Here is a 21487-nt window from a genome sequence, read left to right on the forward strand (position 1 = left end):
GGCCGGCGCGTGTGCACGTGACAGGGGGTCAGGCCGAGCGGCGCACCACGAGAGAGCAGTCGGTCATGAGTTCGGCGGGTGCGGCCGCGCGTCCTTCGACCCGCGATGCCAGCAGATCGACGGCCTGCTTGGCGATCTGACCCGTCCCCGGGTCGATCGTCGTCAGCGGGGGCACCGAGAACTCGGCCATCGGAACATTGTCGAAGCCGATGATCGCGATGTCGTCGGGCGCGCGCAGCCCTCGTGCGGCCAGCGTATGCAGCGCGCCGAACGCGAGAGTGTCGTTGAAGCAGAAGACCGCTTCGGGCGGCTCGGGCAGGCTGAGGAGCTGGGCCATCCCGGTCGCGCCGTCGCGCAGATGCCACTGCTTCGCGACGACGACGTAGTCATCGCGGACGGGGAGCCCGCGATCGACCAGCTCCCGGGAATAGCCGTCCAGCCGGAGCGAGGCGGCACTCACCGTGCTGACGTCGGGGTTGGACCCGATGACGGCGATTCTGCGGTGACCGCGGTCCAGGAGGTAGCGCGTCGCCATCGCGGCGGCTTCGGTGTTCGCCATGCCGACGTGGTCGACCGGGCCGTTGAAGATGCGGTCGCCGAGGATGACGAGCCGGTCGTTGCCCGCGAGATGACGTTCGTCGCCCGGTCCGAGGGCATGCGGCTGGAAGATCAGGCCATCCGAATGCTGGCGACGCGCTCCCGAGAGGATCGCCAGCTCGGTTTCGCGCCGCGCCCCCGTCTGCTCGATGACCACCCCCCAGCCATGGCGTTCGGCCTCGATCATGATGCGGCTCGCGAGGTCACTGAAGTAGTCGATGCCGAGATCCGGGATGGCGAGGCCGATGGTGCCGGTGCGTCCGGTCCGCAGGCTGCGCGCCGATGTGTTCATCCGGTAGCCGAGCTCCTCGACCGCGCGGAGCACCCGCTCCCGAGTCTCTGGGCGCACGGCGGCGCTGCCGGAGAGGACGTTCGAGACGGTGCGGGCGGTCACCCCCGCGCGTTCGCCGACATCGGCCATCGTGACGCTGGTCATCGGTGTTCGCACGACCCCCCTCATCCGTCGACCGAACAGGCCAGCTCGATCCCCGCCCATGATATGGGTGGCAGCGTCAGACGCAGCCGGCCGCCTTCGAGCACCGTCGTCGGGGTGCGGCGCGTCACCCGCACGCGGGACTGCGCGGTGTTCGCGGCGTGCGGGTCGGGATGCCACAGGAGCTCGGCGCGGTCGACCCGGTTCGGACGGAATCGCGCGAGGTCGACCTCGATGACGGCCGGCGTGTCCGTCGAACGATTCGTCAGGAAGACATGGGCGGCGCCCCCCGACGGATCGCGGGTGACCGTGGTCACGACGTCCGAGTCGGCGGTGGGATTCGTCGCGAAGACCGTGTGCCCGGCACTGCGAGCCATCGCGGCGAAGGGGAAGTAGGTGGTCTGGCGCCAGGCCGGCCCGTCTGCTTCGGCGCGGATCGGCCCGATCACGTTGACGAGTTGAGCCATGGCGGCGATGCCCACGGTGTCGCAGTGCGCGAGGATGCTCTGCAGCAGCGACCCCACGACGACGGCGTCGGCGACGGTGTAGTCCTGCTCGAGCAGGCGGGGAGCCAGCTCGAAGTCCCGCTCCTCCTTGATGTCGTCGTACGCGCGGAAGTTCCACACGTTCCACTCGTCGAGGCTGATCCGGACGTCTCGGGCCCCGGGGTGCCGTACGCGGACCCGGCGGATCACATCCTGCACACCGTCGAGGAAGGCGTCCAACCTGTCTGCGGAGCGGAGGAAACCCGCGAGGTCGTCGTCTTCGTAGAAGTAGATGTGGCATGAGAGATAGTCGACGAGTTCGATCGTGCGCTCGAGCACCGTCTCCTCCCAGGCGCCGAAGGTCGGCATGTCGGCGTTCGAGCTGCCGACGACGACGAGCTCCAGCGACGGGTCGAACATGCGCATGGCGTTCGCCGCGGATGCCGCGACGTCGGCGTAGTGCGCGGCCCTCTTGTGTCCGAGCTGCCAGGGGCCGTCGAGTTCGTTTCCGAGGCACCAGGTGCGCACATCGTGGGGGAGTGGGGCGCCGTTGCCGATCCTCTCGTCGGAGAGCGTCGTGCCGCCGGGGTGGTTCGCGTACTCGAGCAGCTGCAGCGCCGATCGAACGTCCCCGAGCCCGAGGTTGAGCGCCAGCATCGGCTCGGTGCCCGCCGCACGGCACCACGCGATGAACTCGTCTGTGCCGAACTCGTTCGTCTCGACGGACTTCCACGCGAGGTCGAGACGACGCGGGCGCTCGGCCACCGGTCCGACGCCGTCGCGCCAGTCGTATCCGGAGACGAAGTTGCCTCCCGGGTACCGGACGACGGTCACCCCGAGTTCGCGCACCAGCGCGATCACGTCCGAACGGAAGCCCTCGGCATCGGCGGCGGGGTGCGCCGGATCGAAGATCCCGCCGTACACGCCGCGCCCGAGGTGCTCGACGAACGACCCGAACAGTCGAGGATCGGCCGTGCCGATGGGTGCTCCCACGGCGACGGGTACGTGGTGCGGCGCGCTGGTCGCAGCGGACCCGCGGGGAGCGGCGATCAGCGGACGTGTCACGAAAGACCTCATTTCATCGATGAACTGATCGCAAAGCTAATCGGCCCGTTCCCCGGGTGTCAAGCCGGAGCGGCAGGAATCAGAATCCGCAGAATCCAGTTGACGAAAGCGATTTCGATCGCCATGATGCCCAAAGAAGCGATTTGCCACATCGAATTTCATCGATGAAATCGTGGGCTCTCACACATCACAGGAGGCGTAAGCAATGAAGCACACTCGTCTACGGCCGCTGGCCGGGCTGACGGCCGGCCTGGCCGTGGCCGCACTCGCACTGAGCGGCTGCGCCGGCGGCGAAGATTCGGGCGGCGGCCCGGTGACCCTCACGGTCTGGCACTACTACAACACCGATGGCCAGGTCGCGACGCTGGAGGCGATGGCGGAGTCCTTCACCGCCGAGCACCCCGATGTCACCGTCGACTACCAGTACATCCCCGTCGAGCAGATGACGACGAAGGCCGTCACCGCGGCCGGAGCCAAGACCGGCCCCGACGTCATCGTCTTCGGCGCATCGGGCACCTACGACCTGTCCCAGTCGGGGGCGATCGAACCGATGGACTGGTTCGAGGACTTCGACGGCGCCGACCAGTTCCCCGACGGCGCCATGCAGCGCATCGACGGAACCCTGTTCGGGGTGCAGGGGTTCGTGAACCTGCTCGGCCTCTGGTACAACTCCGACATGATGGCCGAGCTCGGCATCGACGCGCCGCCGGCCACGATCGACGAGCTCGAGGAGGACATGGCCCTGGCGGTCGCCGCCGGCAAAGAGGGGATCACCCTGACGGGCAAACCGGGCCTCGAGAGCCAGTGGCAGGGGTTCCCCTGGTTCACGTCCCACGGCTTCGACTATGCGGATGCGCAGGCCGAACCTATGGCAGACACCTACACGATGCTGCAGGACTGGGTGGACGCGGGTTACCTCTCGAAGGAGGCGGCCACGTGGGATCAGACCGTCCCGTTCCAGCAGTTCGCCGCCGGCTCCGCGCTGTTCGCCGTCAATGGGAACTGGCAGATCGCGGCGGCCGAGGAGGCCGCCTTCGAGTACGGCGTCGCGCCCCTGCCCATCACTGACAAGGGCGGTGTGCTGCTCGGCGGCGAGGTGCAGAACATCGGCGCCTTCTCGAAGCACAAGGACCTCGCGCAGGAGTACCTGGAGTCCACGTTCTTCTCCACGGAGGGCGAGCTCGAGCTGCTGAAGGGCTTCGGCGCGATCCCCACCCGGTCGGACGCGGCATCCGCCTCGGAGATCGGTGACGACCCCATCCTCAGCGTCTTCGCACAGATCGTGCAGGCGCAGGGCCGGCCTTCGCCGAGCCCGGCCGTGCCGTCGGCCAACGTCAACGCGGTCGAAGGCCTGGTGGGCGACTTCTGGAGCAAGGCCATCGCGCAGGAGGGCTCGCCGGACCAGCTCGCGGACGACCTCTTGACGCAGCTGCTGCCGTTGCTGGAGAACTGAGACCGCAATGACAGGGACGGAATCCGTCACAACGATGCGGCCCTCCCGTCCGCTCGTGTCGTCCCCGCCGGGCTCGCGCCCGGCGGGGACGACCCGCGCGCGACGCGGGCCCGCCGCATCCGACCGGCGTCTCGCGTTCGCCCTGCCCGCGGCCGCCCTCCTTGCGGCCCTTGCGGTGTGGCCGCTGCTGGTGCTGGGACGCATGAGCGTGAGCGCCGTCACCGGGGCGACCCTCAACCGCGAGTGGGAGTTCGTGGGCTTCGCCAACTACGCACAGCTCCTGGCCGACCCCGACTTCACGAAGGTCGTCGTGAACACGGTCGCCTTCGTGGTGGTCGTCACGGCTCTGGGGATGGCGGGCGGTTTCGCGGCAGCCGTGTCGGTGTGGTCGGGCACGAAGGGCGGCGGGTTCCTCCTGGGCATGATGGTGTTCGTCTGGGCGCTCCCGCCGGTCATCAACGGCTCGATCTGGAAGTTCCTGTTCGCCGACCACGGCCTGGTGAACGAGTCGCTGCGCGCGCTCGGACTCGGCGCGGGTGGTGTCGGCTTCCTGTACGACCCGAAGCTGGCGCTGTGGTCGGTCGCCCTCGTGAACGCGTGGGCCGTGATCCCGTTCAACGCGCTCATCTTCCGCGCCGCGTTGCTGAGCATCGACGAGTCGGTCCTCGAGGCGGCCGAGGTGGACGGCGCGCGGCCGCGGCATCGCGTGCGCTACATCTTCCTGCCTCACGTGCGCCCGGCTGCCACGGTGCTCACCGTGCTGACGATCGTCTACGCCTTCCGCAGCTTCGACTTCATCTACGTCATGACCGCGGGAGGCCCCGGCACGTCGTCCACTACGCTCCCGTACCTCGCCTATGTCGAGGCGCTCCAGCGACTGGACTACGGGGCGGGGGCTGCGACTGCGCTCTTGTCGCTCGTGGTCGTCGTGGTGTTCGCCCTCGTCTACGCGCGAGATGTCCGTCGCAATGAGGAGGTGCTGTGATGACCGCCACCCGACGACGTGCGGAGCCGCTCGCCTTCACCGTCCGCATCGTGCTGTTCCTCCTGTACGGACTGCCGCTGCTGTGGATCGTGCTCACCTCACTCAAAAGCCAGAGCGAGGTGCTCACGTCCCAGGCCTCCGTGTTCTTCACGCCCACATGGGATGCCTACGCCTCCGCGTTCGCAGACCCGCAACTGGGTGCATCGATGCGCCAGTCGGCGATCATCGCGATCGGCACGACCGTGGTGTGCCTCGTCTTCGCGATCCCGGCCGCCTATGCGCTGGCCCGCGTGACGAGCAGGATCGTGGTGCCGGCGCTCGCGCTGCTCGTGGTGCTGCAGATGATCCCGCAGACGGCGAACCTCATCCCGCTGTTCTGGCTGCTGGCGCAGTTCGGGCTGCTCGACACGGATGCGGGTCTGATCCTGGCGGACGCCGCGCTGCTCCTGCCCTGGGCGGTGCTCCTACTTCGGCCGTTCTTCTCCGCGATTCCGCTCGCGATCGAGGAGGCCGGCCGCATCGACGGGGCGAGGACTGTCCGCGCATTCTTCTCGCTCGCGCTGCCGCTGGCCAGGAACGGAATCCTGACCGTCGGGTCGATCCTCTTCCTGGTGTCGTGGGGCGAGTTCCTGTACGGGATCACCTTCATGCTGTCGCCCGAGAAGTACCCGATGAGCGCCTTGATCGCGCAGCAGGCAGGCGCCTTCGGCATCGACTGGCCGAGGATGATGGCCTTCGCGGTCGTGTCGGCGCTGCCGGTGTTCGTCGTGTACGTCTTCAGCTATCGGCTCTTGCGCACCGGACTCACTCTGGGTGCGGTGAAATGACGGCCGTCACCCCCGTGGGCGCCGCCACCACGGGCGACGCGGGGGTGCGGCATCCGTCTCCTCTGCGATCGATGCGGCGCGCGCTTCCCGCCGTTCGCGCCACGCGGCCAGCTCGGCCTCGACGTCGCGCGTGGGTGTCACCACCGGCGGCCCGCCGAGCAGCTGGCGGCGGGCTTCGATCACCCGGCGGTTGAAGTCCTCGACGGCCTCGCGCACGTCGGTCTCGTGCCCGAGGCCGTCGAGCCTCGCCTCGAGCCCGGCGTTCTCGACGCGGAGCATGAGCGCCGGCGGGCCGAGGCCGGTGAGCTGCTCGGTCTCGATCTTGCGGCGGATCCACCAGTCCGGGTCGTGCGTCTCGCCGAGGCTCGGGATCGGCTTGCCGGCGCCGGGCAGGTCGTCGAACTCGCCCCGGCGGATCGCCTGCTGGATCGCCGTCTCGACGACCGCCGCGCGATCGGCCGCGGAGTACGCACGCGCGGCCGGCGAACCCGGGGGCGGGGGGACCGTCGACTCGTCGTCCTCGGCCTTGTCGCTGTGCGCCGCGCGATAGCGGGCGGCGGCGAGGCGCGGGTCGTCGGTCATGAGCTCGAGACGTGATCCCGCCACGAGTGCTGCGGGTCGTATCCGAGCAGGCGCCGGGCCTTGTCGATCGACAGGAGAGTGTCGTGCTCTCCGAAGTCCCGCGTCTCGACGCCGGGGAAGACCTCCGCGACCAGTTCCGCGTTGGGCCGCGACATCACGGTGTCGGCGGCGGCGATGATGTAGGTCTCGAAGCCCGGGGGAGCGACCTCGAGTGCACGCTCGACCGCCTGCGCGCCATCACGGGCGTCGATGTAGCCCCAGAGGTTCCACTTGCGCTTCAGCGCGTCGTCGTCGAACGACGGGAACGCCTCGTAGTCCTCCGGCACCATCACGTTCGAGAACCGCAGGCCCGTGATCGACAGATCGGGGTGCCAGCGCACGAGCTCGACGGCCATGCGCTCCTCGAGCGTCTTCACGAGCGAGTACACGGACTCGGGGCGCGGCGGGTACTCCTCGTCGACCGGGATGTACGGCGGCGGCACGTCGAAGGGGAGTCCCAGCACCGTCTCGCTCGACGCGTACACGATGCGACGGACGCCGAGCCTCACGGCCGCCCAGAACACGTTGAACGTCGCCGTCATGTTGTTGTGGAAGGTCGCGACATCGGAACGGATGCCGGGAGCCGGGATCGCTCCGAGGTGCACGACGGCGTCGAACCCGTCGTGCCGGTCGTTCACGGCGGCGAGGGCGTCGACGACCTGGCCGTAGTCGGTGAGGTCGACCTGGACGAAGTCCGGGCCGCGGGTGCCGACGACGTCGATGCCGATGACGTCGTGACCGGCCGCGCGAAGCTCGCGGGCGACGACGGTGCCGAGTTTGCCGGACGAACCGGTGAGGGCGATGCGCATGGATCCAGCTTGCCAGTACTGGCCGACGCCGGGGCAGCCCCAGCACGCTCGTACGGGCCGTCTACACGTCGCAAGCGTTTTCGGCTTGAAGGAGGGTGAATAGATACCGGTAACACGAAAACTTCGAAAACCATTGCGCTCGGGCTTTCGTCACTGCTTTACTGGCGCGGACCCGGTTCGCCCCGACCGTCCCCGTGCGGCGTCGCCGAGTCATCCGTTCCCCGATGGAGAGGATGGGCGATGTCGCCTACAACCAGGAGAAGAACGGCTGCCGCAGCGACGATCTGCGCGCTGACGGCAGCCACACTCGCGTTCGTGCCGACGAACGCATTCGGAGCCCCCGTGCCGGGCAACGAATCCGACGTCGGCGTCTACACGAACGGCCAGACCGACACGATGGACATCGGCGACCCGACGTACACGAACCTCGCGGAGGTCGAGCAGAAGCTCGTTCCCGGCGTGGACTGGACGGCGGAGAGCATGCACGGCGCGATCTTCGAGAAGGATCTCGCCGCAGGAGGCACCGATTACTACCTCGACCGCATCCTCGGAGTGACGGGCACGGCGAACAACACCGTGCTCCAGACGCGCGGTCGCTCGCTGTACCTGCGCGGCGGCAGCACGTGGGGCGTCATGGGCTTCGCAGGCTCGACCTATGTCGGCGGGCCCAACAACCTCGGATCCTTCTACTCGGTCATCGTGCCCGGGCAGACCGTCACGGAGGTGGGCGCCCAGCGGTTCAACGCGCCCAGCCACGCGAAGTCGCGGTACAACATCGGCACCACGGGCGTGGTGGCCGACATGAAGAAGTTCATCACGTACGACAACGTCGCCGTCACCACGATCGCGTTCCAGAACCCGGGCGGCGCCGCACAGACCTTCACCGTTCGCGCCGCATCGCCGCTGGCGACCGGCGCCGGTGACGCGGGCGACGAGCTCGTCGGCACGCGCACCATCACCAGCGGTTCCAACAACGGCCTCAACGACACGGCGTGGTCGCAGGTCGACATCGCACTGAAGGCACCCGGCTTCACGCGGTCGGGCTCGAACCTCGACCGCCAGATCACGGTTCCGGCCGGTGGCACGGTCGAGATCTCCGTCGTCGGAGCGCTCTCCAGCGACGGCATGCCTGCCGGAGCGCAGCAGCTGCAGGCGTACGCCGGGCTCGCGCCGGCGGACGCGTTCCGCACCGGCGTGACCGAGTTCAACCAGCGCTGGGCCGAGGACATCCCCTACATCGATGTGCCCGACGCGGCGATCGAGAAGGCGATCGTCTACCGGTGGTGGGGCGAGCGCTACAACGCGCTCGACACGAACGAGGCCGGCTACGTCTACCAGTACCCGACCACCGTCGAAGGCTCGAACCTCTACCAGAACGCGGTCGTGCTGACGCAGCCGATGCACCTGCAGGACACGAAGTGGATCCGCAACCCGTACCTCGCGTACGGCCAGATCCTCAATGTGGGAGAGCTGTCGGGATCGTCGGCGTTCCTCGACAGCCCTGGTCACACGAGCTGGAACAACCACTACTCGCAGTACATCGGCACGGCCGGCCTCGAGGCGTACAACGTCTACGGCGGCGGACCGGCGATCGCGGAGAAGTTCGCGTCGTACTTCGAGGGCGACGGTGTCGGTCAGCTCGAGCACTACGACGGCAACGACGACATGCTGATCGCGTACGACACGAACTACATGCCCGGCAACGACTCCGACGCCATCACCTTCGGCTACCCGAAGACGAACGCCTCGGCCGCGGGGGCTCGCACGATCGAGCGCCCGGAGTCCGCGTACGTGTGGGGCGCCTTCGACGCGGCCGCTCAGCTCTACGAGCAGGCGGGTGCGGATGCCTCGAAGGTCGCCGAGATGCGCACCGCCGCCGACGGGATCCAGAGCGAGGTCCTGGACCGGCTGTGGAGCGAAGAGATGCGGATGTTCCTCGCGGGCACCTCGCACGGAGCCCAGGCCGCCGCATCCTCGAACGGCGGGGCCAACCCGCTGAGCACTGCGGAGCGGGATCTCATCCCGGCCAAGGAGTCGAACCTCTACGACATCTACTCGGAGGGGCTCATCCCCAAGGAGGACGCCGAGAAGTACGTGGACGGCTACCGGTTCCTCCGGTACGGCGACAACTTCCCGATCTTCCCGTTCTACACGGCCAACCAGTACGACCGGGCGAAGTTCGGGATCGGGGGGTCGAACAACTTCTCGAACATCAACTTCACCGTGCAGTACCGCGCGGCGCGGGCCGCGCTGCGCGACTACGACCCGGAGCAGAAGTACATCACTCCGGAGTACGCCGAGCGCCTGCTGCAGTGGATGGCGTGGAGCATCTACCCGAACGGTGACGCCCGCGTGGCCAACCAGTCCGAGTACTACTCGAACTGGAACCCCGCCACGAAGACGTACAACCGCAACAACCCGAACCACGTGATGCTCGGCAACATGAACTACATCTACGTGGAGGACATGGGAGGCATCCGTCCCCGCGCGGACGACAAGATCGAGCTCTGGCCGATCGACCTCGGCTACGGGAACTTCATGGTGAACAACCTGAACTACCACGGCAAGGACCTGACGATCGTCTGGGACGAGGACGGCTCGGAGTACGGCCTGGGTGCCGGCTACAGCCTGTTCGTCGACGGCGAGCGCAAGGCGACCGCCGATGACCTCGGCCGGTTCGTCTACGACCCGGCGACGAACGAGATCGTCGAGTCGGACGAGGGCCTGGACGTGACGGTGGTCGCCGAGGAGGGCGCCGACGTGCCCACCGCCGTCGACACCCCGATCCAGGACGAGCGGGTCGTGTCGTACCTCAAGACCGCGGGCATCGACCTCGAGGAGGAGGCGGCCAACCTGGCCTCCGGTGCCACGCTGTCGTCGTCCGCGACCCAGCAGGGTGCGCGCCCCGCCGCGTGGCGCAACTTCCACACGCCGGGCTTCTCGACAGGGTCGATGAACTACACGCCGGGTGCCATCAAGGAGACCGAGCGGCCGGTGTCGCTGAACGCCGTCACCGACGGCATCACCGCGAACGAGCCCTACTGGGGCAACTACGGCACCGGTGAGGCCGGCGGCTACGTCGACATCGACTTCGGCTCGCCGAAGACGTTCGACAACGTCAAGGTGTGGTTCGTCAGCGACCGTCAGGCCGGGGGCTACCACGAGCCGCAGGGCTACGCGATCCAGGTGCAGAACGGTGCGGGCGAGTGGGTCACCGTGCCCGACGCCTTCAAGGCGCCGAAGATCCCGGGGCCGAAGTTCAACGAGGCGCTGTTCGAGACGGTCACCGCGAGCAAGGTGCGCGTGGCGTTCACGAACACACCGTCGTTCTCCACGGCGATCTCGGAGATCCAGGTCTTCGACTCGGGCCGCGAGGTCCCGGTGGTCGTCAACGACGCGCCGGTGGTCACCGCGACCGCCGACCGCTCCCGCGACGGCAACCTCTCGACGACGCTCGTCGGAACGGCGACGGACGACGGCATCCCGGAGTCGGGCACGCTGACGTACAGCTGGTCGACCGTGTCGGCACCCGCGGGCGCCGGCGTCATCTTCTCGGACCAGAACGCACTGCGCACCACCGTGACGGGCACCGTCGCCGGCGCGTACGTGTTCCGGCTCCAGGCGAGTGACGGCGCGCTCACCACGCAGCGCGATGTGTCGCTCGACCTCACCGAGAAGGCCACGTCCGCCGAGTACGGCGCGGTCGCGACGATCACCTCGAGCGGTGTCGCCTCGTGGGAGAACCAGAACCGGGTGAACGAGGCCACCACACCCGCCAGCTCGAACCCGGGTGCGGGCAACGGCTGGGGCAACTGGGGTCAGACGGCCAACGGCACGTCGGTGGCGAACGCCGCGTGGCTGCGGTACACGTGGCAGTCGCCGGTGCGGATCAGCTCGACGGAGATCTACTGGTACGACGACAACGGCGGGACGCGGTCGCCGCGAGCCGACACGTACGTCATCGAGTCGTCCAACGACGGCACCAACTGGACTCCGGTCACCCTCACCAACGGCTCCACCTACGCCGCGGGCCTCAAGCTGAACGCCTTCAACCGCTTCGAGTTCGAGGCGATCGAGGCGAGCCAGCTGCGCGTGCGCATCACGGGCGTGCAGACCGGCGGCGCGGGCACCGGTGTGCTGCGCTGGCGGGTCAACGGCGAGACGGTCGCGTCTGTGGACGCGCCTGTCGTGGTCCGCACGGTCGTGGGTGAGATCCCGCAGCTGCCGGCTGAGCTGGATGTCGTCTTCGCGAGCGGTGCGCGGGGCTCGGTGCCCTTCACCTGGCAGGCGATCACCGCCGAGCAGGTCGCCGAGACCAACGTCGAGCCGTTCACCGTGTACGGCACCAACACCGCGTACGGGCTCATCGCCCAGGCGCAGGTGTACGTCCGGCCGGAGAACTCGCAGGGCGGCATCTCGATCCAGGGAGCGCAGCAGTTCGAGCAGGCCGTCGAGGTCGGCGAGCTGCCGTGGCTGCCGGAGCGGGTTGCCGTGTCGTACAACGACGGCTCACGCGACAACCGGGCGATCGGCGTCGAGTGGGACTTCGACGAGTCGATCGTGCAGACGCCGGGCGTCTACGAGATCCGCGGTCAGCTGATCCTGCCGTCGTACGTCAGCACCGCCGGCACCACGTCGACGACGCTGACCCTGACGGTCGGTGACGGCATCGCACCCGGGCCGAAGGTGTCGGCCACCGTCGACACCCGCTGCGTGGCGGGCAAGATCCAGCTGGTCGTGAAGGCGACCAACGAGCACGACGAACCCGTCACTCTCGCGCTGGCATCGGACTACGGCACCAAGCAGGTCACGGGCGTCGGCGCCGGCAAGTCGGTCAGCAACGCCTTCGCGGTACGCGCCGCGTCGGTGACCGCCGGTGAGGTGTCGGTGACCGCCACGGCGGCCGACGGCTCCACCACCACGGTGAAGGCGCCGTACACGGCGAAGTCCTGCGGCTGATCCACAGGCCGGAGGCGGCGACGGTCCATCCGTCGCCGCCTCCGCACAACCCACACACCGCTGCCGGGTCCCCCAAGGGGCCCGGCAGCGGTGTTTCAGGTGCCACGGCACGCGGGATCGCGGCTGTCATCCCACGCGTTGCGCAACCTGAACGGGTGGGACCGTGGCGGGGGACGGCGCCGACCACGTGTCGTCCGACAGGGGGCTCGTGGGGGCCCCGGACGGGCTCGCCGGTGTCATTCCATGCGTCGCCCGACGGGAACGGTCCGCACCGGCGCGCGGGGCGGGCCGGCGGAGTCGGCAGAGTGGATGCCGCCACCCCGACCGGTGCGGCGCTCGGCGGGCGGCCGAAGGTCAGACGGCTGACGGTGCGGGGGGTGCGCCCTGTGATGCGGGGGAGGGCTCAGAGAGCGCCGCATCGGAGGGGGCGGCTGCGCCGTCTGTCTCCGCCTCGGCCGCGGGCAGCGGCGGCGGCAGCGGCTGGAACGACGAGACCGGCTCGAGCAGTGCCTCGCGGACGATGCGGCGAGGGTCGTACTGACGAGGGTCCAGCTTCTGCCAGTCGACCTCGTCGAACTCCGGTCCCATCTCGTCGCGCATGCGTGCGGTCGTGCGGGCCAGCGCGGCCTTCGCCGCCTGCACCCCCTGGGCGAGCCTGCGCGACAGTTCCGGCAGGCGTTCGGGGCCGACCAGGAGAGCCCCGACGACACCGATCAGGAAAAGCTTTTCGACGGTGAGGCCGAAGAACACCGCAGGCGCCTCAACTCGACGAGCGCGTGTCCGCGGGGGTTGCCGCCGGCGTCTGGACGGCGGTCGCGGGGGAGTCCGCTTCAGCGTCGGCGGTCTTGGGGGCGTGGCGCATCTCGCCCTTCAGGATCCGTGCCGATTGCCCGACACTCTTGGCCAGGGCAGGGAGACGGGCTGCTCCGAACAGGAGCAGGATCACCGCCAGCACGATCAGCAGATGCCAGCCGTTGAGGTTCGCGAGCACGTCGTGGTCTCCTTTGATCGACGGTGCGCTGTTAGCACTAACACCACGCGCGAATGCTCAGTATGACCCGTTCCCGAAGCGCGGTCAAGCAGCCTTCCGAAAACTTTCGAAAAGCTTGTTAGCGCTCACTGATATCGCTAACGTGCAAAGCGGGCCAGCCGTGATCTTCCGTGCTCGGGTGCGCCTCAAGGTCCGAAGAAGAACCGAAAGGATCAGTGATGATCGGAGAGAACCCGTCAGGGCTCACTCGGCGCAGGGTGCTCGGCGGCGGGCTCGCCATCGCCGGCGCCGTCGCGGCGACCAGCCTCCTCGACGCTGGGGGCGCGCAGGCTGCGGCACCCGCACCCGGGGCGGCGTTCCGCACCGCGGGGGCGGCGTATCCCACACGCATGGTGCGCGCGGCGCAGACGCTCGTGTACCCCCAGTCGTGGAGCGTCCGTCCGTTCCCGCTCACGTCCGTCACGCTCGGGCAGAGCGTCTTCACCCGGGCGCTCAACCAGCACCTCGTGCTGTACCGCGCCTACTCGGTCGACAAGGTGCTCGCGGTCTTCCGCCGCAACGCCGGACTCCCGACGAACGGCGCCACGCCGCCCGGCGGCTGGGAGGAGTTCGGACCCAACCCCGATCTCCAGCGCTGGGGCCCGCGCGAATACGTGCGCGGCCAGAACGCCGCGGGTGCGGGCGGATGCCTGCGCGGCCACTACGGCGGCCACTTCCTGAGCGGCATCTCGATGGCCTACGCCTCCACCGGCGAGGTGGCCCTCCTCAACAAGGTCAATGCGATCGTCGACGGCCTCGAGGAGTGCCGCGCGGCACTCGCCGCCCAGGAGTACCAGGGCGCCCCGCGCTACTCGCACCCCGGGTTCCTCTCGGCGTACGGAGAGTGGCAGTTCTCGGCGCTCGAGGAGTTCGCGCCCTACGGCGAGATCTGGGCCCCGTACTACACGCTGCACAAGATCCTCGCGGGCCTGCTCGACGCGCACGCGCTGGCAGGCAGCACGAAGGCGCTCGCGCTCGCCGAGGGCATCGGCCACTGGGTGTACAGCCGCCTCTCCAAGTGCACACCCGCCCAGCTCGCCCGCATGTGGGGCTCGTACATCGCCGGTGAGTACGGCGGGATGAACGAGGTGCTGGTTGAGCTCTACTGGCGCTCGAACGACGCGGCGAAGAGCGAGTTCCTCGATGCCGCGCACCTGTTCACCCTGCACACGCTCGTCGACGCGTGCGCCGCCGGCACCGACACGCTCAACGGCAAGCACGCCAACCAGCACATCCCGCAGTTCCCCGGCTACATCAAGCTCGCCGCGCAGACCGGCGACGACCACTTCCTGGACGCCTCGAAGGGCTTCTACGACATGGTCGTCCCCGGGCGCTCGTATGCGCACGGCGGCACGGGCGAAGGCGAGCTGTGGGGACCGGCGAACACCGTCGCCGGCGACATCGGTCCGCGCAACGCCGAGTCCTGCGCCGCATACAACATGCTCAAGGTCGCGAGCTACCTGTTCTTCAACGAGCAGAACCCGAAGTACATGGACTACTTCGAGCGCACCGTGCTGAACCACATCCTGGGCGGTCGCCGCAACCAGGAGTCGACCTCCGGCCCCGAGAACCTGTACATGTTCCCGGTGCAGCCCGGGGCCCGCAAAGAGTACGGCAACGGCAACATCGGCACGTGCTGCGGCGGGACCGGGCTCGAGAGTCACGTGAAGTACCAGGAAGGCATCTACTTCCGCTCCGCCGATCAGAGCGAGCTGTATGTCAACCTCTACATCGCGTCCACCCTCGAATGGGAGGAGACCGGGCTCGTGCTCGAGCAGGTGTCGTCGTACCCCGAGGGGGAGACATCCACTCTCACGGTCAAGACCGCCCCGTCCGGTCCGCTGACGGTGCATCTGCGCATCCCCGGCTGGTCGTCGGGCGCGGAGGTCCAGGTCAACGGCGCGCCGGCGGGAGTCGACGCGGTGCCCGGCACCTACGCGCGCATCTCGCGCGCGTGGACGGCCGGGGACACCATCACGGTGCGCATCCCGCTCACGGTGCGGGTGGAGGCGGCGATCGACCGGCCCGACATCCAGGCGCTCATGTACGGACCCGTGGTGCTGACGGCGACCAGCTCGTCGACCAGCTACCTGAAGGTGTCGCTCGCTGACCGGCTGAACCTGTCGGGCGACGTCACCCGCGGCATCTCGAAGACCGCCGCGAACGTCTTCACGATCGGGTCGCAGTCGTACGAGCCCGCCTACAACGGACGCGATGTGGCCTACCACATGTACTTCCAGCGCAATGAGCCGTCGGTCACGTTCGCCGGCCAGGACGCGGGAGTCGCCAACCCGAAGCGGGCGAACAAGACCCTGCTCGACGAGGTGTGGGAGCAGGCGCCGTTCGCCGACCGATTCGCGTTCCTGGGCGCGGTCGGCGAGGTCTCGGCGGCGTATGTCGCCGCCGGACTGCTCACCGCCCGCAACCGCCAGAGGATCCTCCTCGCCGCCGGCCGTGCGCCGATCGACGGAGGCAACTGACATGCCGATCACAGAGAGGACACCGATGCACACGCGCGCCCGCAGAGCCGGTGTGAAGAAGGCCGCGCTCGCGCTGGTCGCGGCCGTGGCGCTCATCGCCGGCGGGGCAGCGGTCGCGATGCCGGCGGGGGCCGCCGACGAGCCGATCAACCTCGCCCTGGCCTCCGGTGAGAACGCGCCGGTCACCGAGGTCAGCTACGTCCCCAGCTGGAACTCCGCCGCCGCGCTCAACAACGGCGTCGTCGGCCCGACGAACACGCTCTCCGCCATGTGGGGAACGTGGGGCGCGCCCGGCAACCCGACACAGGACACCGCCACCTACACCTGGGAGCGTCCGGTCACGGTGAGCTCGTCGAAGCTCTACCTGTGGCAGAACCACCTCACCTCGGGCGGCGACTCGGGTGTGATGATCCCGGCATCGTGGAAGGTCGAGTACCGCACCAGCGCAGGGGAGTGGGCCCCGGTCACCGGCTCGGGCCTCACCTACCCGGTGCCGGTCCTGAACACGGCCGCCCCGGTCGCGTCCCAGCCGGTCGTGCAGGCGAACTTCGACGCCGTCACCACCACCGCGGTGCGGCTCGTGCTCGACCGGCAGCTCTTCCAGAGCCAGCGCAAGGCGACGAGCGTGATCGAGTGGGAGGTCTGGGGTGTCAACGCGCCGGTCGTCGAGCCGGAGCCCGAGGACCCCGACGCCTTCATCGACTCGCAGGCCGTGGCGGTCCGCACCGTCACCGGCACGGCGCCGACGCTGCCCGACAGCGTCTGGGTGATCGGCGAGAACGGTCCGCTGCGCTACGTCGACGTCGAGTGGGCAGGCGTCGCGGCGTCGAGCTACGCCTCTCCGGGGCAGTTCGAGGTCGTGGGTGACCCCGCCGGGTACGACGGGCAGACGGTGAGCGGCACGGTGTACGTGGCGAACAGCCTGTCCGACGAGATCGAGAGCGTCGACTATTCGGCGACCATCACGACGGCCGGTGTCGAGCCGGTGCTTCCGGAGACGGTCCGTGCGACCTATGAGGACGGCACCGCCTCGAGCGGTGTCGGCGTCGAGTGGGATTCGATCGAGCCCGCAGCCTACGCCGAGGTCGACGCGATCTTCGACGTCGAGGGCGCCGTCGCCGGCTATGCGCCTGGCGCGATCGCGACGGTGTTCGTCGTCGAGCCGCTCGACCAGAACGAGCCGATCGTGTCGCTGTCGTTCGACGCGGCACCCCAGGGCAGCGGCTGGTACACCACCGCCCCGACCGTGACGATCACGGCCGAGGAGACCGCGAGCCCCGTGGAGAGCATCGAGTACAGCCTCGACGGCGAGACGTGGAACGCCTACACGGCGCCCTTCGCGGTCTCGGCGCAGGGCGAGGTCACGGTGAGCGCACGTGCGACCAGCGAGGACGGCGCCGTGGGCGAGGCATCCGAGACGGTCAAGGTCGACACGGTCGCCCCCGTCACCGGAGTCGACTGGGTCGTCGTGGACGGAACGTCGGCCACGTTCACCCTGGTGCCGAGCGACGCCTCGCCCGGCTCGGGTGTGACGCGCACGGTGTGGTCGGACGGCCCCGACTCGTCGCCGACCGGCGAGCTGAACAACATGTACGCGACGTACGAGGAGCCCTTCTCGGTGCAGCTCACCGAAGAGCCCCGCTACGTGCACGTGCAGGCTCAGGACGCGGCGGGCAACATCGAGGATTACGTGACGATCGAGCTGCCCACGCTCGTGGCGAACGCGCTCGATCTGCAGCCGACGGTCACCCAGCGGTGCGTCGCCGGCAAGGCGTACCTCGCGGTGTCGGTGAAGAACGCCGACGATGTCGCGGCCGACGTCCAGATCGCCACCCCGTACGGCTCCAAGACCCTCACCGGTCTCAAGGCCGGCGCCACGGTGACGAGCACGTTCAACTCGCGACTGGCGACCGCGCCCGCCGGCGAGATCGAGGTGACCGGCACGGCCGGTGGCCTGGTCTACTCCGGCACGGTGGAGTACTCCGCGCACAGCTGCGGCTGACGCGGCACGCATGAGGGAACGGCCCGCGGTCTTCGGATCGCGGGCCGTTCCTTCGTGCGCGGGACGCACCGCAGGAGCGGGACGGATGCCGCCGCCCCGTGGTCTGCGTGACCGCGTCCACGTGCTGTGCCCGCGGCCGGAACCCGTCCGCGACGGGCGGGTCGCAGCATCCGTGTCCCCACGATCCGACGGCTCGGCGGACGGGCGATGCGCCGGGGTGCAGCAGAGAGGCCCGCCCGCTTGCGCGGACGGGCCTCTCTGGGCTCAGTGCGTGATCAGCCGCAGGTGGCGCCCGGCGTCGCCACCTCGCGCGTCACGGTGACCGGCGAACCGTTCACCGTGGCCGTCGCGGTGAGCACCGCCGTGTCCGGGGGCACCGACGTCAGACGCGTCGTGAACGACGCCGACACCGACTTGCCGGCCGCGACCGCGCCGAACGCCTTCGACCCGAAGCCGGTCGTCGCCGACATCGTGACCGGGAAGCCCTCGGCGTTGGTCACCGTCAGCACCTGAACGACCTTGCCGGCCACGCAGCGCGACGTCACGACACCCGAGACCGCGAGCTGCGGTGCCGCAGGACCCGTGACGGTGACGGTGAGCGTCACCGTGCGGTTGCCCGGCGCCACCTCCTCGTCGCGGGTCTGGTTGAGCACCGCCGAGCCGTCGGCGGCGAAGTGCACCGTCTTGACGCGGGCGTGCCGGCTGGGGTCGTTGAGTCCGCCGTCGGCGCCGGGGATCCACTCCGCCACCGGCGGGCGGGCGTGGTAGACGATCACCGGGTTGCCGTCCTCGTCGAGCGTGAACGAATTGTGGCCGGGTCCGTTCTGCTGGCCGCCGAAGTCGTCCGATGTCAGCAGCGGATAGCCGGTCTTCGACCACGTCGCGGGGTTCATGAGGTCGCCGTCGACCGGTGCGCGCAGCATCCCGATCGAATACGTCTCGTTCACCTCCGATGCCGAGAAGAACACGAACACCTCGTCGTCGCTCTTGATGACGGCGGGGCCCTCGTTGATCACCTGGCTCGTCGTGCGCTCCCACGCGTAGTTGGGCGTCGACAGGAGGATCGACTTCGACGTCAGCTGCGTCGGGTCGGCGGGGTTGATCTCGGCCATCCGCAGATCCGAGCTGCCCGGCTTCTCGGCCCACACGAGGTAGTCCTTGCCGTTCGCCTCGAAGTGCGTCATGTCGAGCGAGAAGCTCGTGAACGCGGCGGTGTCGCCGGCCGCGGCCTTGACGTAGCCGAGCACGCTCCAGTTCGACGCGACCATCGGGTCGGTGTCGCCGGGGGCGCGCATCACGGTCGGGCGGATGTTCCACACGTCGGTGCTGCGGCTCGACGTGAAGAAGATGTACCAGTCGCCGTTGATCTTGTGCAGCTCCGGCGCCCAGAAGTACCGGTAGTTGCTCGAGGCGATCTTCGAGCCGTTCGAGGTGTCGGGCGCGGCCGCGTTGTTGGCCCAGAGCAGCACCTGCTCCTGCGCCGTCGTGAGGCCGTTGATCGTGCTCGCGCGCCGCAGGACGATGCGGTCGTAGCCGACGCCGGCGTTCGACTGCGTCGTGGGGTACGAACCGGTCAGGTAGTACTCCGTGCTGCCCGTGCGCTCGTCGTCGCGGAAGACCCAGGGGTCCGCCCGCTCCTTCACGAGGATGCCCTTCGCGTCGCCGTAGACCGGCTGGTTGACCGTGCCCGTGACCGTGTAGGTCCCGGGAGTGGCCAGGTCGACCGCGCTCGTGTCCCAGTTGACGCCGAGCTGCTTCGACGAGCCGTCGGAGTAGCCGAGGTCCACCTTCTCGGGGAGGTCCAGCTCGCCGCCCACCTCGACCTCGACGTCGTCTCCCGCGTCGACGGTCGTGTTGACGATCCGGCCGAGCGACTTCTGAAGCTGAGACAGCTCCGCCTGGGTGACGGGAAGAGCGGATGCCTCGATCCCGCCGGTCGGCAGACCCGTCAGGGTCGGTGCGGCCGGGGCGGTGATCGAGACAGGGGCGCTGAACGTCGTGAAGTCCGCCGTCGTCACCTCGTAGGCGGCGCCCGCGGCGGTGCGCAGCGTCACGCGGTAGAGCCGCGTGCCGTTGTCGTAGGTCACATCGGCGCGCGAGACGACGATGTTCTGCGTGTTGGTGAGCACCCACTTCTGGTCGGTGAAGGTCACGAGGTCCTTCGACGAGTAGACGAAGATGCGGCCGTTGGCGGCGTTGTCCGTCGCGACGAGGCCGTAGGTGCCGTCGGGCTTGCGGAACAGCGTCGGGTTCGCGAACTGCGAAGTGCCGGTGCCGAACGTGGGGTACAGCACGCCCTTGTTGTTGTTCAGCGCGACGAGCGGATCGCCGTTCTTCGCGGCCGCGAGGTGGAGCACCTCGGTCTTGGCCGTGTTGCCCGTGCGGACGTAGGCGACGGCCTGGCCGACGTCCTGCGCCTTGACGGTGACGTCGTACGTGCGCTGCGTCGAGTTGCCGGCACGGCTGAACGTCGCCGTCAGCGTGACGGGGGCATCGGCGGCGGCTCGCGTGACGGCGCCCGTCGCCGAGACGACGGCAGGGGCAGACGAGGCCCAGGCGATCGTCGCACCCTGCGACTCGGTGTTGAGCACGATGTCGGACGCGGCGACCGTGATGCCGAGGTCGAAGGCGTCAGCCGTGCGCTCGAGGTCGCGCTGCGGGTTGAGCGCCGGGACCGCGACCGTGTAACCGCGCGTGATCGACTGGCCGCCCAGCGTGAAGGTTCCCGTGAGGGTGACGGAGGCGTCCGCCTGGCCCTCTGCCGGACGCGTGAGCTTGCCGTCGGCGGCGATCACCGACGGCTGCGACGACTCCCACGTGACGCGCGAGAGGTTGGGCGCGCCGGTGGCGGGGAGCGCGATGTCGGCCGTCGCCTCGCTCGGGAGCGACACGGCGTCGGCGTCGGCCGTGAGGGCGGCGTTCGTCTGGTCGGTCGTCGTGCGGTCGCTCTGGTGGTAGAGCTCTGCGATCTGGCCCGCGTTGTACGCGGACGTCGACACGATCACGTCGTCGACCGAGCCCTTGTAGAAGGGGTCGGCGTACGTCGAGCGGCCGATGTAGCCGACGAGTCCGGTGCCGAACTGGGTCACCGTGCGGCTCGTCGCCACGGTGCCGACGAGCGCTCCGTTGTAGTAGCCCGTGATCGAGGTGGGAGTGATGACCGTGGTGTACATCGCCCACGCGGTGCCGGTGGTCGGCCCGGCCACGCCCTGCGAGGCGGTCGTGGGGGAGATGCCGTACTCGGTGCCCCACGGAGCGCTCGGCGTGTTGCCGTTGGTGATGACCGACTTGAAGCGGCTGGAAGGGTTGCGCGGGTTCAACAGCCAGTACTGCGCGGGGAAGGTGCCGGTGCCCGAGCCGAAGAACATCGCGGCGTAGTTCCCGGCGCCGGTGTCATTGCGCAGCCAGGTCGAGATCGTCAGCGTGTCCTTGCCGTCGAACAGGTTCGCGGGGAAGCGCACGTACCCCGCGCCGCTGTTCGCCGCGCCTCCGGGCAGTGTCAGCACGCCGTCGACCACGGTCGCGCCGGCGCCGACGATCGTGCCGTTGTTTCCGTGGCCCGAGACGTCCGTCACCGCACCGGCGGTGCTGAAGTCGTAGTGCAGGACCAGGTTCGGGTCTTCCGGAACCGGGTCCGCGTGAGCAGCGGGTGGGGCGAGAGCGCCGATGGCAAGAGCGGCGATCGTCGCTCCTGCCACCCCGATTCGCCGCCAGGACTTCGTCGCCATATGAAACCTCTTC

Annotated in this window: 13 protein-coding genes; 6 read left to right on the forward strand and 7 right to left on the reverse strand. The window is 69.1% G+C overall.

The window, feature by feature from the left end:
• Positions 1–28 precede the first annotated feature (28 nt).
• Together ACFC1K_RS05685 and ACFC1K_RS05690 are read right to left on the reverse strand one after the other, a co-directional pair.
• A complete protein-coding gene (locus ACFC1K_RS05685; protein WP_375870811.1) occupies positions 29–1033 on the reverse strand; it encodes a LacI family DNA-binding transcriptional regulator in 1005 nt (334 codons plus the stop codon).
• A 20-nt stretch (positions 1034–1053) separates the two neighbouring features.
• On the reverse strand, positions 1054–2580 hold the full coding sequence (locus ACFC1K_RS05690; RefSeq protein ID WP_375870812.1) for an alpha-N-arabinofuranosidase: 1527 nt from the start codon (positions 2578–2580) through the stop codon (positions 1054–1056).
• 205 nt (positions 2581–2785) lie between these two features.
• On the opposite strand from ACFC1K_RS05690, the gene ACFC1K_RS05695 reads away from it, so the two are divergent.
• The 3 genes from ACFC1K_RS05695 to ACFC1K_RS05705 are packed head-to-tail and all read left to right on the forward strand — an operon-like array spanning position 2786 to position 5845.
• On the forward strand, positions 2786–4033 hold the full coding sequence (locus tag ACFC1K_RS05695; RefSeq protein WP_375870813.1) for an extracellular solute-binding protein: 1248 nt from the start codon (positions 2786–2788) through the stop codon (positions 4031–4033).
• 55 nt (positions 4034–4088) lie between these two features.
• On the forward strand, positions 4089–5018 hold the full coding sequence (locus ACFC1K_RS05700; RefSeq protein WP_375870814.1) for a carbohydrate ABC transporter permease: 930 nt from the start codon (positions 4089–4091) through the stop codon (positions 5016–5018).
• Positions 5018–5845: a carbohydrate ABC transporter permease gene (locus ACFC1K_RS05705; protein ID WP_375870815.1), complete on the forward strand. Its 828-nt coding sequence runs from the start codon at positions 5018–5020 to the stop codon at positions 5843–5845. The genes ACFC1K_RS05700 and ACFC1K_RS05705 overlap by 1 nt, the downstream gene beginning before the upstream one ends.
• Before the next feature lie 6 nt (positions 5846–5851).
• Here the strand turns inward: ACFC1K_RS05705 and ACFC1K_RS05710 are convergent, their stop codons facing one another.
• Both ACFC1K_RS05710 and ACFC1K_RS05715 read right to left on the reverse strand, forming a co-directional pair.
• Positions 5852–6427, reverse strand: coding sequence for a DUF1992 domain-containing protein (locus tag ACFC1K_RS05710; protein WP_375870816.1), 576 nt, complete (start codon positions 6425–6427; stop codon positions 5852–5854).
• Positions 6424–7275 (reverse strand): NAD-dependent epimerase/dehydratase family protein, encoded by an 852-nt coding sequence (locus tag ACFC1K_RS05715; protein ID WP_375870817.1) that lies wholly within the window; start codon positions 7273–7275, stop codon positions 6424–6426. The genes ACFC1K_RS05710 and ACFC1K_RS05715 overlap by 4 nt, the downstream gene beginning before the upstream one ends.
• A gap of 315 nt (positions 7276–7590) precedes the next feature.
• On the opposite strand from ACFC1K_RS05715, the gene ACFC1K_RS05720 reads away from it, so the two are divergent.
• On the forward strand, positions 7591–12234 hold the full coding sequence (locus ACFC1K_RS05720) for a discoidin domain-containing protein (RefSeq protein WP_375870818.1): 4644 nt from the start codon (positions 7591–7593) through the stop codon (positions 12232–12234).
• A 354-nt stretch (positions 12235–12588) separates the two neighbouring features.
• Here ACFC1K_RS05720 and ACFC1K_RS05725 read toward each other — a convergent pair whose 3' ends face one another.
• Positions 12589–12984, reverse strand: a complete 396-nt coding sequence (locus ACFC1K_RS05725) for a twin-arginine translocase TatA/TatE family subunit (RefSeq protein ID WP_375870819.1) — start codon at positions 12982–12984, stop codon at positions 12589–12591.
• Between the two features lie 10 nt (positions 12985–12994).
• Positions 12995–13225, reverse strand: a complete 231-nt coding sequence (locus tag ACFC1K_RS05730) for a twin-arginine translocase TatA/TatE family subunit (protein WP_375870820.1) — start codon at positions 13223–13225, stop codon at positions 12995–12997.
• Between the two features lie 218 nt (positions 13226–13443).
• On the opposite strand from ACFC1K_RS05730, the gene ACFC1K_RS05735 reads away from it, so the two are divergent.
• Together ACFC1K_RS05735 and ACFC1K_RS05740 are read left to right on the forward strand one after the other, a co-directional pair.
• The gene (locus ACFC1K_RS05735; RefSeq protein ID WP_310285588.1) at positions 13444–15744 is read left to right on the forward strand and encodes a beta-L-arabinofuranosidase domain-containing protein; all 2301 of its coding nucleotides are present in this window, start codon (positions 13444–13446) and stop codon (positions 15742–15744) included.
• 25 nt (positions 15745–15769) lie between these two features.
• The gene (locus ACFC1K_RS05740; protein WP_375870821.1) at positions 15770–17746 is read left to right on the forward strand and encodes an OmpL47-type beta-barrel domain-containing protein; all 1977 of its coding nucleotides are present in this window, start codon (positions 15770–15772) and stop codon (positions 17744–17746) included.
• Positions 17747–18021: 275 nt separating this feature from the next.
• Here the strand turns inward: ACFC1K_RS05740 and ACFC1K_RS05745 are convergent, their stop codons facing one another.
• The gene (locus tag ACFC1K_RS05745; protein ID WP_375870822.1) at positions 18022–21474 is read right to left on the reverse strand and encodes a family 43 glycosylhydrolase; all 3453 of its coding nucleotides are present in this window, start codon (positions 21472–21474) and stop codon (positions 18022–18024) included.
• Positions 21475–21487 lie beyond the last annotated feature (13 nt).

The sequence above is a fragment of the Microbacterium sp. NPDC056057 genome (assembly GCF_042266945.1).
Taxonomy (GTDB): domain Bacteria; phylum Actinomycetota; class Actinomycetes; order Actinomycetales; family Microbacteriaceae; genus Microbacterium; species Microbacterium trichothecenolyticum_C.